Source organism: Paenibacillus sp. 01T442 (genome assembly GCF_056398345.1).
In genome coordinates, this window is the sequence record NZ_JBFTPF010000011.1 from 55,100 (window position 1) to 69,488 (window position 14,389).

Annotated in this window: 12 protein-coding genes; 4 read left to right on the top strand and 8 right to left on the bottom strand. The window is 45.3% G+C overall.

Features of this window, described 5'->3' with window-relative positions; genetic code table 11:
- Positions 1-18: 18 nt before the first annotated feature.
- The 6 genes from AC1DLM_RS12010 to AC1DLM_RS12035 form a co-directional block, all read right to left on the bottom strand.
- The gene (locus tag AC1DLM_RS12010; RefSeq protein WP_477570042.1) at positions 19-1,326 is read right to left on the bottom strand and encodes an ABC transporter substrate-binding protein; all 1,308 of its coding nucleotides are present in this window, start codon (positions 1,324-1,326) and stop codon (positions 19-21) included.
- A 75-nt stretch (positions 1,327-1,401) separates the two neighbouring features.
- Positions 1,402-2,991: a response regulator transcription factor gene (locus AC1DLM_RS12015; RefSeq protein WP_477570043.1), complete on the bottom strand. Its 1,590-nt coding sequence runs from the start codon at positions 2,989-2,991 to the stop codon at positions 1,402-1,404.
- Positions 2,992-3,000: 9 nt separating this feature from the next.
- On the bottom strand, positions 3,001-4,842 hold the full coding sequence (locus tag AC1DLM_RS12020) for a sensor histidine kinase (RefSeq protein WP_477570044.1): 1,842 nt from the start codon (positions 4,840-4,842) through the stop codon (positions 3,001-3,003).
- A gap of 53 nt (positions 4,843-4,895) precedes the next feature.
- Complete coding sequence (locus AC1DLM_RS12025) at positions 4,896-5,708, bottom strand: carbohydrate ABC transporter permease (RefSeq protein WP_477570045.1); 813 nt, start codon at positions 5,706-5,708, stop codon at positions 4,896-4,898.
- A gap of 12 nt (positions 5,709-5,720) precedes the next feature.
- On the bottom strand, positions 5,721-6,641 hold the full coding sequence (locus AC1DLM_RS12030; protein ID WP_441988121.1) for a carbohydrate ABC transporter permease: 921 nt from the start codon (positions 6,639-6,641) through the stop codon (positions 5,721-5,723).
- A gap of 85 nt (positions 6,642-6,726) precedes the next feature.
- The gene (locus AC1DLM_RS12035) at positions 6,727-8,043 is read right to left on the bottom strand and encodes an ABC transporter substrate-binding protein (RefSeq protein WP_477570046.1); all 1,317 of its coding nucleotides are present in this window, start codon (positions 8,041-8,043) and stop codon (positions 6,727-6,729) included.
- Positions 8,044-8,687: 644 nt separating this feature from the next.
- Between AC1DLM_RS12035 and AC1DLM_RS12040 the strand changes: the two genes are divergently transcribed.
- A complete protein-coding gene (locus tag AC1DLM_RS12040; protein WP_477570047.1) occupies positions 8,688-9,671 on the top strand; it encodes a 2-hydroxyacid dehydrogenase in 984 nt (327 codons plus the stop codon).
- Between the two features lie 403 nt (positions 9,672-10,074).
- Here the strand turns inward: AC1DLM_RS12040 and AC1DLM_RS12045 are convergent, their stop codons facing one another.
- On the bottom strand, positions 10,075-10,419 hold the full coding sequence (locus AC1DLM_RS12045) for a hypothetical protein (protein ID WP_441988118.1): 345 nt from the start codon (positions 10,417-10,419) through the stop codon (positions 10,075-10,077).
- 224 nt (positions 10,420-10,643) lie between these two features.
- Positions 10,644-11,738: a threonine aldolase family protein gene (locus tag AC1DLM_RS12050; protein ID WP_477570048.1), complete on the bottom strand. Its 1,095-nt coding sequence runs from the start codon at positions 11,736-11,738 to the stop codon at positions 10,644-10,646.
- Between the two features lie 105 nt (positions 11,739-11,843).
- Between AC1DLM_RS12050 and AC1DLM_RS12055 the strand changes: the two genes are divergently transcribed.
- From AC1DLM_RS12055 to AC1DLM_RS12065, 3 genes are all read left to right on the top strand, one after another.
- Positions 11,844-12,143: a Rieske (2Fe-2S) protein gene (locus tag AC1DLM_RS12055; RefSeq protein WP_477570049.1), complete on the top strand. Its 300-nt coding sequence runs from the start codon at positions 11,844-11,846 to the stop codon at positions 12,141-12,143.
- 76 nt (positions 12,144-12,219) lie between these two features.
- Complete coding sequence (locus AC1DLM_RS12060; RefSeq protein ID WP_477570050.1) at positions 12,220-13,563, top strand: amino acid permease; 1,344 nt, start codon at positions 12,220-12,222, stop codon at positions 13,561-13,563.
- Positions 13,564-13,612: 49 nt separating this feature from the next.
- Positions 13,613-14,374 carry a MerR family transcriptional regulator gene (locus tag AC1DLM_RS12065; protein WP_441988114.1) on the top strand — a complete coding sequence of 254 codons (762 nt, stop codon included), beginning with the start codon at positions 13,613-13,615 and terminating at the stop codon, positions 14,372-14,374.
- The last annotated feature ends 15 nt before the right edge of the window (positions 14,375-14,389 follow it).

A 14,389-nucleotide genomic window follows, 5' to 3' on the forward strand; every position in this document is an offset into this window, starting at 1 on the left:
AGGGGACATTTTTACAGCCTAATTGGCCAGCACACTATTCATTTTTTTTTCTAGTTGTACGAGCCCTTCCTCCGGATCCATACCTCCCATTACAATACTTTGAAGCTCCTCTGACAAGGTGGTAAACATCGTTGCATATTTATCCGTTTGTGGGGCAAATTTGACGCTATGCTGCGCTTCGATAAAAAGTTTCCGATAAGGCAATTGCTTATACGCCTGGCTTTGAAGAACGGCTCGATTGGCGGGGACATGTCCGGCTTGGCCCCACAGCATGGAACCTACCTTCGAGAAATAAGACATGAATGCCATGGCCGCACGTTGTTTATCCTTTGATACATAAGTAGGAATCACGAGTGTATGTGAACTTCCCCACTGCATCGAACTGCCGAATAGAGCTGGAAGCGGCATGATCCCCGCGGGAAGGGAAGACTCACTTAGATGATAGCCTGCCTCCCAAACACCACCCATCCATAGCGCCGCTTTGCCATTATGAAAGGTATCCCACGGGGTCTTATCATTCACATCGGAAAGCTTGCTTGCATAAATCTGTTGATAAAATTTCAACACTCGAAGCGATTTGTCATTATGGATAGTTATTTTCGCCTTGCTATCATCCAATAATTCGCCGCCTGCTTGATAATACATATTGAGGAATGGCTCTTGGAAATAAGGGGTATTGACAGCAAATGGCTCCATATCCGGTACTTTAGCTTGAATCTGTTGCAGCATCTGAATGAATGCCTCCGGCGTTGAGACCGCCAGCTTAGGCGTTTCATCGTCATTCAACAAGCCCGCTTTTTTCATAATAGCTTTATTGTAATATAACATGTGAAAATGCGTGTCTAATGGCAGCCCGTACGGCTTGCTCATGAAGCTCACACTTAGAACATTGCTCTCCTCTAAGTCCTTGAAATCAAATCCAACCTCACTCGCCAATTCGTCCAATGGCATAATTTGCTTCGCCTTTACGAACGGTGACATTCGGTCAACATGTGCAACAGCTACATCCGGACCTTTGCCCGAAGAAAGAGCTGTGCTCAGCTTCACATAATATTCGTTCGATTCCAAGCGAAGCTGCTTCACGTAGACGTCCTTCTGTGAATTATTGAAATTTTGAACAATGCGTTCGGCGAACTCTCCTTCACCACCGCCAAATGGATTCCAGAACGAAATTTCCATAGGCGCTGCTGTGCTCGCTACGCTTTTCTTGTTCTCAGCTCCTTGCTGCTGATTATTGGATAGAAATGAGCATCCTGCAAGCACGAAAGTGAGTGTACAGATACATCCGATGCCAACACTGCGTTTGATCTTTCTTTTATCTAACAATCCGATCCCCCCTTTCCCCACACGCCTGACAATGAACAGCTCTTCGGTAAGCGTTTGCAATTAAGTTTGAGAAGACTAGTTTGACTTGTCTTCTTTGGCTAGAATTCGATATTCCGATGGGGATAGACCTGTTATTTTCTTAAATACTTTCGAGAAATATTTCGGGTCTGGAATGCCTACCAAATGGCCAATATCTGCTGTCTTAAGCTCACCTGTTAATAAGGTCATGGCTTTCTCGATGCGAATCCGCGTCAAATACTCCAGAAAGCTTTCTCCCATTTCCTTTTTGAACAAGTTGGCAAAATAATTTTTACTTAGGTGCACCAAACTGCTGATCGATTGCAGCGAAATCTCTTGTTGGTAGTACTGCCCGATATACTGCGCTGCCTTAATAATGCCATTGCGATCACTGTTATACACGCCGATCATATGCCGAACGAGTTCCTCAAATGCTTGCAGGAACCAAGCTTTACTCATMTGAATCGTCTCTAATTTGGATAATTGATCATAGTACTGTTTCTTTAATTGAAGGATGCTTTGCTGATCACTTGCCACCTCTGACCATAGCGTCGTGAGTAGAATTAGCAGCTCCAGTGAAATAATTTCCACGAGATCATAGTCTTTAAGCGCTGTTAGCTGTTCGAAAATATCTTCCAAGTAAGCTTGCAGCTCTTTCGTTTGAAAAGCATACACCATCGAATGAATATGCGTTGTGCTCACTTTAATATTATCCGTTAACTGACTTGATAGGGGCACATAATCAACACCATACAGAATCGCTCGTTCAGGGCCAATAAACATTTTATATTTCGCTGCGGCTTTTGCTTGCTCGTAGGCTTGATGCAGTCCTGACCACTTGGACGTACTCATACTGATGCCTACTGTACACGACATGGCACAATGATCCTTAAGATAGAGAACGACGGATTGTACCCATGTCTTCATCTCAGACAAGCCAGCAGCCGTCATTTCCGTTGCAAAAAGAAGGACATTCATTTCCCCTTGCCGATCTGGAAAAGCTTCATAGGCATCCTCTGACGAAGTCGCCTTCACATCAGCAATCGCCTTGCGTATCAAAGCTTGCCCCTCCTCAACACTCTGCGCCCACTCATTCTTCACGATATGAAGCACATATAAGGGTAGCTGAACATCGGAGAGTCTTAAACTTTCTACGATGTGTTGGCTCCGAGCGGGGTCCATTTCTTCAAGGAGCTCTAGCATCCGTTTTTCTCTGATGAGAGGCTCAAGGTCACTCACCACAGGCTTCTGATCACTTGTTGGAGACGCTGCTAGAATCGACTCCCTGACTCGCAGCAGCGTTTCCTCTAGGTCACGAGGCATCATATCTGATTTGATCATATATTCGGAAACCCCATTACGAATCGCTTCCTTCGCATATTGGAAATCTTCCAAATTGCTAAGAATAACTATTTTCATTTGAGGATAACTTTTACGTACTTCCGTAATTAACGTGATGCCATCCATAACAGGCATTTTGATATCTGTGATGAGAATATCAGGTGGGTTCTCGCGGATCAACGCCAAGGCTTCTTGCCCATTCGCTGCTTCACCGCTCACCGATAAACCAAGCTTATCCCAATCAATCATCGAGCGAATACCGAACCTCACAATATATTCATCTTCCACAATCACAACTCGAAACATGCTCTTCACCTACTTCATTTCTGGAAGTCGGATACGAATATGGGTACCCGCTCCAGGTTCACTTTGAATGTCCAAACCATAAGGCTTACCACAAATGAGTTTAATTCGTTCGTCTACATTCGCTAAGCCAATCCCACTTACTTTATCAACGGAGGGAGCCACATGTCGATTAAGGCTTTGAACAAGACTAGCATCCATGCCACGCCCATTATCCACGACCTCGAAGCGTATTCCACCTTCCGGATGGATGCCGCACCGAATATGAATTTCACCTGTTTCTCTATCTGTAAAAGCATGAAGAATGGCATTCTCTACAATGGGTTGTAGGATCAGCTTTGGCGTACGATACGTACGAACTTCCTCGTCCAAATGAACGAACGTCTCGATATTAAAGTTGAATCGGAACTTTTGAATACCCAGATAGCACTGCACATGTTCGATTTCTTCTTCGATGGTTACCGTCTCTTCACCTTTACCTAAGCTAATCCGCAACAATCGGGATAGAAGACTGACCATTTCAGCCGCATGATTAGCTTTCTGCAGGAGCGCCGTCCATTTAATAATATCCAGTGTATTATACAGGAAATGTGGATTAATTTGCGCTTGCAAAGCCTTCAATTCCGCTACTCGCTTATGGTTTTGTTCCTCATAGACCGTTTCCAAGAGACCATCAATCCGTGTAACCATGTAGTTAAAGTTTTCGCCCAAAATATCGAATTCATCATTACGACGCTTGGCTTTGAAACGGACGGTCAGGTCACCTGACATGACTTGCCGCATCAATCGAATCATTTTCAGAATCGGCTTGGAGATTGAATTAGCTAGTAAGATTGCCGTCAGGATAGAGAATAAGATACATATGAAAGCGATCACCAAAATAATTTGCAGCAATCGATTCGAATCTTTATATAGGGAAGCCTCCGAAATGACATTGACGACGATCCAGTCGTTTGTATGCAGCTTTTTGTAATTCACAATCAATCTTTCACCTTGATATTTCAGTGGAAAAACGGATTCGTCCATCGCCCCACGAAACATTTCTGTGTACCCGTCTTCGCCTAGCACTTCTTTCACACTTTTCCCCAATACACGACTATCTGGGTAAGAGATGATGTGTCCTGAACCATCAATAACGAAACTAGCTATATCCATATCACTCTTGGTCGTTCGAGCACCGATTTCTTTCAGCACATCCTCGCGAATATCCAGTACGGCAATGATTCCTACAGGACTATCGTCCGACATTTTGTATATTTGCTTGGCGAGTGAGAAGACGTGAACATTTTGCGTGTTTAAACTGTCGACATACGTTCCCAAACGCGTGGAAAACCACCGGAAATTACTCCCATCCTCCAAGGTATGCAGGAATGGGGATACTTTATCCAAAGACCGATCATTCCATCTATAAATACCTTTGATAAAATGCTGTGGTGAAAGGAACGAAATCGACTGTATATCCTGATTAATTGCAATAATGGTCGATAGCTTCGTAGTTAAGGATAGACTATCTAGATCATATTGGGTAGGATCTGTGCGATCCAATGTGCGCAGCATCGTGACAATGTCGTTGTTATTGACGACCTGCATCATCATATCTTTGTAAATGCCAAGTCTCGTGTCAATATTCTCCGCGGTCTGCTTCAAGAGTTGTTCCGAGTATTCCGTTACTTTATTGTTAATCGTTGACTTCGATATCGAATACGAAATAAACCCCAAGGCAAGCAGGGGCGTTAGCGAAAAGAGGAACAACAGCAGCATCCACTTATAGCGAATGCTGCTCGTCCATGTATACATCCATGAAGGAATTCGTTTGTGGCGTTGTTGCGTCGCAACATCTGATGCTTGGGTCATCGTTGTAGCAACCCTTTCTGGGAAGAGAATCGAACTGCTAGTTATGCTGCGAATTATCCTTTAATTCCCGACATGGCCACCCCTTGCACAATTTGACGCTGCAGGACAGCAAACACTAGAATCGTTGGAATTGCTGCAATGGCACTTGCTGCCATGATCAGATTTAAGGACATCGTATTATTCGACAAAAATGTCGGTAGTCCTGCTGATAAGATCATGTTCTCTTGCGAGGTAATGGAAAGATACGGCCACAAGAAATTGTTCCAAGATAAAATAAAGTAGAAAATCCCGACAGAGAACATGGCAGATCGAGTAAGCGGGAGACAAATGCGATACCATAAACCGAAATTTCTACAACCGTCGATTTGTGCTGCCTCGATATAATCCTTCGGGACGCCGTCCATGAACTGCTTCAAGAGCAGGATGCCGATTGGATTCGTGAGCCCAGGCAGAATAATCGCCCACATGTTATCAATCAGCTTCAGATGAAGCGTCGTTTCGTAAAGTGGGATTAGAATCGCTTCTGTGGGAATTAACAAGCCAGAAACGATGACCAGATAAAACAAACTTCTGGACTTGAAAGGCAATTTCGAAAAGGAGAAAGCAGCTAGGGAGCTGAAGATGAGTGAAATAATGGTTGTTAGCACACCGATATCTGCGCTATTCCATGTCCATCTTAGGATCTGCGAATCTTTGATCACTTTCGTATAATTATGCAAATGTAAATCCGAGACATTCACCCAATCACTTAGAGCAGAGACATTAACGCCGTCCGGTTTCAGTGAAACAATCAGCATCCAAATCAATGGAAACATAAATAAGAGAGCCAGCATCACGGCGATGATGTTAATTGCGATTCCTTTCATGTTCAACCTCCGTCAATCTTTTCTGTCTGTTAATTTGAACTGTACAAAGGCGAGGATCAGCATGATGACGCAGAATACGATGGATTGAGCCGAAGCAAGCCCGAACATATCCTTTTTGAACCCCGTGACATAAATGTAACGAATCATGGTATTCGTGGAGTCCCCTGGACCTCCGCCGGTCATAATCTGTACTTGCCCAAACAACTTTAAACACGAGATTATTTGATAAAAAACTTGTATTTGCATGACTCTCGACAAGCCTGGGAGCGTAATATGAATGAATTGCTTCCAAGCGCCAGCGCCATCTATTTTCGCAGCTTCATAATGATCTGTAGGAATTTCTTGTAAGCCCGCTAGGAACAGTACCATCACGAAGCCTACACACCACCAATCGGTTGTAAGGGTAATCGCCCACCAAGCGAGATGCTTATCCGTCAGCCAGTGAATATCACCAGAGAAACCAATGAGTTTCAAGAATGCGTTAATCGGGCCATACTTCGAATCGAAAAGTCGGAGCCATATGAAACTGATGACCGAGACCGACAGTACATAAGGCAGGAAAAACATGGAACGAATGAGCGTTCGAAAGCGGAGATTCTGATTAATCAGCAAGGCTAAAATAAGGCCGAGGACGATAATTGTCGGTGTACAGATGATGACAAAGTAAATCGAGTGCCACATATACAGATAGAAATTAGAATCACTGAAAATCTTTTTATAATTCGCAAAACCAACATACTTCTGCATCCCCTGAATGCCCCATACGTGCAAGCTCATCCAAGCCCCTCGCCCTACTGGCCACAGATAGAAGATGGCAAAAGGGATCAGAAACGGCAGCAGATACAGCAGTGCCTTCATTTCCATAACTATTCGTAACGGTTTACGTTCGCGGAGGACCCAAGTCCGATCACGCTCACTTACTTTTGTCTCCATTGGCTCTTCTCCTTGTTTCTTTCTATAAAGTTCGGGTGGAGCCCCGTTAGCGTGCGCGGAGGCTTCACCCGATTCAAACGGACGATTAATTGGTCAAAATATCATTGATTTGCTTATCCAAGCTTTTCAAGCCGTCTTCCGGAGATTGCTTACCGAATAGAATGTTCTGTAAGGACTCTGAAACCGTCGTGATAATCGTTGTGTATTTATCTGTTTTCGGTGCGAATTTCACGGTTTTCTGAGCTTCGATGAAGAAATTACGGTATGGCAGCTTTTTGTACTCATCGCTTGTCGTTACTGCGCTGTTGGCAGGAACGTGTCCGGCTTGACCCCACGTTTTGCCACCTACCTCGGAGAAGTACTTCATGAATTTCGCGGATGCTTCTTGTTTCTCCGTTGTTACATAAGACGGGACGACGAGCAAATGGGAGCTTCCCCAGTGCGTTTGGCTACCGAAGATCGCAGGCAGCGGCATCGCACCAATATTCAAAGCTTTATCGTTAAGCAATAGTCCCGCTTCCCACACGCCTCCGAACCATAGGGCTGCTTTCCCGCTGTGGAAGGAATCCCAAGGCGTTTTATCATTAAGATCGCTGTATTTGTTTTTGTACAAATCCATGTAGAACTTAAGGACATTCAATGCTTTCTCATTGTTAATCGCGGATTTCGTCATATCCCMATTCAAAATATCGCCGCCTGCTTCATAGTACAAATTCAGGAATGGCTCTTGGAAATAAGGTGTATTCACGGCTAACGCCTGCACACCAGGTACTTTCGCTTGAATTTGCGCTAATGTTTTCTTAAAGCCATCTGGCGTCAAATCTCCTAGCTTCGGCGTGCCATCATCGTTCAGCAGCTCCGCTTTCTTAAGCAGATCCTTGTTGTAATAGAACATATGGAAATGTGTATCTAACGGTACGGCGTAAGGCTTTCCGTCATAGGACACGCTTTTGATATTGGAATCTGAGACTTGTTTCAGATCAAAACCAACCTTGCTGGCAAGCCCATCAAGCGGTAAAATTTGCTTCGCTTTGACGAAAGGCGAGATCCGATCCACGTGCGCTACAKCCACATCTGGCCCCTTCGAAGATGAAAGTGCTGTGCTTAGTTTCGCATAGTACTCGTTCGATTCTAGGCGTAGCTGTTTCACGATGACTTYCTTTTGGGAGTCGTTATAGCCTTTGACGATCTGATCTACGAAATCGCCTTCGCCACCGCCGAACATATTCCAGAAAGTAATTTCTACCGGATTCGCTGCTTTGCTTGTCTCTACGGCTTTCGTTGTCTCTGAAGCTGTCGTCGTAGTCGTTTTGGTATCGCTTTCTTTTGTGCTCGAGCAGCCTGTCGCTACCATAGCAAGCGCAATGCTTGCGGTAAGTAAACTTGTTAATTTCTTTTTCATTGTGATGAACAACCCTCTCTCATTCGGTTTATGTTAGTTGCGAAAGCCCTTTCACTCAGATGTAAGGGCTTTCCTTGGTTCTAACTTTACAAGGAATCGCTCCGCGTCTAAACCGATAAAACCGTCAACTTTAGGGAACAAACGTAAGAAATCCTCAGACTGCATTTTAGCTACATGGTGACGATGTTACGATTGGAGGGGTGAATCGTACGTTGGATGCGGATTGATCAAATTAGATATAGGAAATCCATTTATTTCGTCGGAGGGGGCTGCAACCAACTCTAACTACGTCAATATCAACTACTTTATCTACTCCCCTTCATACATCTCCATCTCCATCTACCTCAACCTCAACCTCTACCATAACCTTAACTAACATTATCTACTCAACTGCAAGGTCAATTTATGAAGAAGCAACTCTAGTGAACTAGTAGATTTACATATCTCATTCCGATCAATTTAGCTATAATAGAACAGACTGCCTAAAGACTATTTTGACTTGTCAGATCATCTTTTGGTCAATCGAGAAGAAAAAAAGTGCCTAGTCGGGACTGAAACCCGCTATTCGAATAAACGCGTTATCTCGGCACTTTAATAATCGCATGCAAAGTATATTCAAATGAGATACTCAAGGAGGAATACTCATGTCGACCAAGCCCAAAATACTCGTTACCCACAAATTACCGGAAACCGTTCAGGATTATTTAAATCTCCATGGTGATTGTACGTTCTGGAATGAGGAAGGCAGTATGCCTCGGAGTGTCATCTTAGAAAATGTCTCGGATGCGGAGGGAATTCTGGGAGGAACAATTGACGAGGAGCTGCTAAGTTGCGCACCACGGCTGCGTGTAGCGAGTACCTCTTCAGTCGGGTACAATCATTTTGATCTAGATGCAATGAGAGCCCACGGGGTAATTGGTACGCACACACCATATGTACTGGACAGCACCGTCGCTGATCTCGTTCTCGCGTTGATGCTAAGTGCAGGACGAAGAATCGCAGAATTGGACGCATATGTGAAACAGGGCAAATGGCAAAAGGGTACGATCGGTACCGAATTATTCGGTGTAGATGTTCATCATTCGACGCTCGGGATTATCGGCATGGGACGGATAGGCGAAGCGATTGCCAAGCGAGCTGTGTTTGGCTTCGATATGAACCTGCTGTATCACAGTCGCCGTCCAAAAAAAGAAATAGACGAGCGCTTCAATGCCCGCTTCTGCGAGTTGGATGAGTTACTAAGTGAATCCGACTACATCGTTGTGATGACGCCTTTAACTCCAGAGACGAAACATATGATCGGCGAGGAGCAGTTTAACCTGATGAAGTCATCAGCCATCTTCATAAATGCCTCCCGAGGAGCAACCGTAGACGAGCAAGCGCTGATTAAGGCGCTTCAACAAGGGAAAATTCGAGGAGCTGGTCTCGATGTTTTCGATATCGAGCCCACTCCCGTAGATAATCCATTGTTGCATATGCCGAATGTGGTAACTTTACCTCATATCGGCTCGGCGACGGCACGGACTCGTAATGACATGGCTGAACTTGCAGCCAAGAATCTTGTGGAAGCTCTGAACGGCCGTCAGGCCTACGTTGTGCAGGAGCTAAAGGATTTGGTTCCGAATTAACGGACGTGACAGCCTCTATTATCTGAAAATGAGGCAGTTTTGAATTTTAATGGACACCAGAGGCGTTATTGACTGATTTGCGTGCCAACATGTGTGGCAAGGGACTGAATAGCGGCCGTGGCGGCCGTTACATTTGGACTCTCTGCTTTTCTCATCAAATAACGGCTCTCCTGTCCGTAACGGAGTAAAAATCAAAGCTAACCTTGCCTCACAACTAGTTCCCTCTGCTGCGCTTACCTCAAAGCTTATACTTTTAATCTATTGAAAAAAGAGCCCAAGGGCTCTTTTTTMAATAGATTATTTACAAGCAAGTTAGTTGATCGATATATTGTCGAAACTTACACTATTCCCGAAGCCACCACGGACCCCGATCGTACCATTGGCAAATGTTGTATCGGTAAAGTTAATTTTTGGAGTGGCCATATCGCCTACGTACACCTTGCGTGCCGATACCGCTTGCCCACGTTTTGCCATCACTGCTTTTCTTCGTGAACACATTACAGCTTTGCCTACCACAAACCTCAAAGGTTACGATATACTGGCCATTGTTCATTTTTTGCCATACCGGCATACCAGGCCGCGCTGCTGCATTGCTTGGGTCCCAAGCAACATAAATCTTACTTCCCCAGCTTGCGCCGCCGTTCGTAGAAAGTTTCTCCGAAATAATTTCACTATACGATGGACTCTCCGTCACATGCTTTTCGTTCGCATACATGACAGCCAGCGTGCCGTCGCTCAAAATTTGCATATGCGGCTCGTACACGCCTTTATCAGGATTGCCGAGTGTACTAGGAGCACCTGTTTCTCATCGATGGTGCTTAGATAGCACTGGTCTCCCCACGTGGAGTACAAAGTTACGATTGCTTCAAATCAGCGTTCCTTAGCAGCAAATAGCGCACTGTTGTTCCGCTTCGTCAAACCAAGCAGAACAACAGTGCGCTATTCGTTACACTTTATAGGTAGACCGGCACACTATCCCTCMCGCAACCCTGCAGCCAACCGTTCAAACGTCAACTTCAGCTTGTCCTTCGGAATTTGCGCGATAGCATCGCCAATACTTATCTCGAATGAACAGATCCCCTCGCTGGACTCACGTAGATAGTGGATCAGACCTACATCCGTCTCCGCATACAATCCAACTAGGATCGGCTCGAGCTTCTCTTTCGGCATATCAATATGAACGTGGAACATATTCGTAACGGGTACCCGCGGCAAGGTAGTCACGAGTTGACAGCTATTAAACAGCGCTGCAAGCTCCACTGCTTCTTCATAGTATTGACCCATCTTCGGCTCACGCTGCTTGAAATAGTAGCTCGCACAAAGGTAATACGGATACAGGCTGATCAAATCGCCGCCATGCCGCCTTTTCCACACCTTCGATTTTGCCGTGAAAGCCTCATCACCAGCAAGAATAGCACCTGCTATCCCGCCGATTCCTTTGTAGAAAGAGATATACACACTATCGAAAAGCGCACACAGCTCTGCCGCAGACTTCTGGTAGTAAGGTAGTACCTCGTACAATCTCGCACCATCCAGATGTAGCTTAATTCCATGGGCACGACAATGTGCCGAAATCGCAACGAGCTCCTCGAAAGGCGGCAGATCACCACCAATTTCACGCTGTGGCAATTCAATCAAGAGACATGCGATTTCTTCCTTGAGCTCAAGAATTTCATCCAATCGAATCAAGCGATTCTTCTCGCCGAGCAAAATCGATTCAATCTGGTGCAGCTCCTTCAATCCATCCTCTTCATGGATCTCCAAATGACTTAACGGATGATAAGCAACCTTGCGGATTCCCTTCTCATCACACCAAATTCGTAGGGCAATCTGCTGCGCCATCGTCCCGCTAGGGAAGAATACAGCCTTCTCTTTACCAAGATAAGCGGCCATTTCTGCCTGAAAGCTCTCTATACTTTCGCCAGTTCCATAAATGTCACTTTCAATCTTGCCATCCAGTCCATCTAAGGCCTCTTTTAAAATTTGAATATTTCTGCGACCGTGGCCACCTACGGGATACGAGGTTTGGCGAAAGGCTGCTGCTAGTGGAGATAATGTACTATTCATGTGGATTGTGCTCCTTTGTTTTTGCCATCTGCTTAGAGATCTTTGATGTCGTTTGGATTATAATGAAATGAATGAAGAAATCCCCTTGTGAAAAGGAGCATCCCCATGAATGAAATCCTGATTGGTTCTAAGGAACAGCTTACTGCAAACCCCTACGAAGTGAAAGTAAATGGCAAGCGATTTTTCCTTACGGAAGCGGATGGTGTCTACACGTTGCTCTCTAGTCGTTGCCCTCATGCCGGTTATGCGGTGGAACTTGAGAATGGTGAACTGGAATGTCCGCTGCATGGCTGGACCTTTGAAGTACATACAGGCCGTTGCCACAATGTACCTAATGCAAGGCTTCAACCCTTTGATGTCATCGAAAAAGAAGGTCTTTTATACGCACTCATGGACTTGTCTTAACTGTATATTTTACCAATGGACAAGCTATACTATGGGCTGTTGTTATCCATTTCTCTTTAACAGCTTAGGAGGCGGCATGTCCACAAAATCAACCCCAACCAAGAACAGCACGATGGCGTGGTGGCAGCTATCACTGCTCGGCGTCGCCTGTACGGTCGGAACTGGCTACTTTCTAGGTGTCGGTATCGGCCTCACCATGGGCGGCGCTTCCATGCTTTTCTTGTTCATTTTAGCTGCAGCAGGCACGTATTTCGTACTTGACGCTTTGCTACAAATGACAGGAGAGCATCCCCAACAAGGCTCCTTCCGCTCCTATGCCAAATTAGCTTATGGACGTTGGGCTGGATTTAGCAGCGGTTGGATTTACTGGGGATCTCAGTTGATGATCATGGGGAGTCAATTAGCGGCTCTCTCCCTGTTTACACGATTCTGGTTTCCCACGGTACCGATGTGGTTGTTCGCCTTTTTCTATGCGAGTCTCGGTGTAGGTGTCATCTTGCTCGGTGTCCAAGCCTTCGAGCGGTCGGAGCATATTTTCGCACTCATCAAAGTTTCAGCGCTGCTGATATTTCTCCTCCTTGCCGGTGCCGCGGTACTCGGGTGGATCAGAGGAGGTCTCCATCCTCTTTCATTTCCTATTTCAAAAGACACCTTTCTGCCCTCAGGGCTCAAGGGCTCTTGGTCATCCTTCATCTATGCGTTCTACGCTTTCGGCGGAACGGAAATGATGGGGCTTTTCGCCATGCGTCTAAAGAAATCGAGCGAAGCTCATCGAGCAGGCTCCATCATGATTCTCCTTTTAGCTATCCTCTACATCGTCTCGCTCTTCTTAGTCTTAACCCTCTTACCCTTGCACGCGCTTCATGAACAAAAAAGCCCCTTCCAGGTCAGCTTGGAAAGCTACCCATTGCCTTATGTTCCGCATGTATTCAATGCTATCCTCATTATTGCTGCTTTCTCGACGATGGTGGCTTCCTTATTCGCTGTTACCTCCATACTCGTTGCCCTTGCGAAGGATCATGATGCGCCATTCATGTTCACTCGTACTACAAGTGGAAAGAGGCAGATTCCGTACAATGCTCTAGCCTTAACTTCCGGTGGAATGGCTGCCGCTGTTATTCTTTCCTTGCTTTTACCCGATGAACTTTACACGGTTATGTCAACGGCAGCAGGTCTCACCTTGCTATTCATCTGGTTATTGATTTTGCTGTCCTCCGGACGACTATTAGTTCATACGCCTGCTAAAATGTTCAAACGCTGGGTGGGCTTGCTTCTTATTCTGATTGCCATTTCTGGGGCTGCTTTTCACCCTACCACGCGTCCTGGCTTCTTCGTTAGTCTGTTATTCATCGTGCTGATTGGATTCATCACTTTCGTCGTTCACTTCAGCTGGACTCACAAGATCAAAAAAAGGACTTGACATTCACGCTACGTAAACCTTTACAGTTAAGTTGTCAGGAGGTGAGCAGATGGAATACACGGTACAGCACTTGGGGAAGTTGGCTGGAATCAGCACCCGTACACTTCGCTATTATGATGAGATTGAACTTCTTATACCGGCAAGAATCAACTCATCCGGATATCGCATTTATGGGCAAAATGAGGTGGATCGGCTACAGCAGATCTTATTTTATCGAGAGTTGGGCATTCCTCTGGAGCAAATTAAAGACATCATGTCGTCCCCTACTTATGACGGAACCCGTGCACTGATGGACCATCGAGAGCAGCTTCTCGACAAGCGGCGACAATTGGATATTCTCATTGCCAACGTCGAACAAACCATTGCTTCCAAAGAAGGGAGACTTACCATGTCGAACAAAGAGAAATTTGAAGGCTTCAAACAAAAACTAATTGATGATAACGAGAAGAACTATGGGAAAGAGATACGTGAGAAATACGGCGATGACAAAGTGAATAAGAGCAATCAGAAACTACAAAATATGACGCAAGAGCAGCACGAAGCAGTGACTCGCTTAGCGGAGGAAGTAGCAGATACTTTAGCTGAGGCTTTCAAGCTAGGTGACCCAGGAAGTGAGCTTGCACAAAAAGCGGCTGATTTGCACAAACAATGGCTCATGTCCTATTGGACAGAATACAGTAAAGAAGCGCATGCTGGGCTTGCTCAAATGTATGTGGATGATGAACGGTTCAAAGCCTATTATGATGTGAAGCAACCAGGTACGGCAGCGTTTCTAAGAGATGCGATCCACATCTATACAGGGGTACACTAGCACGTTTTCTATGAT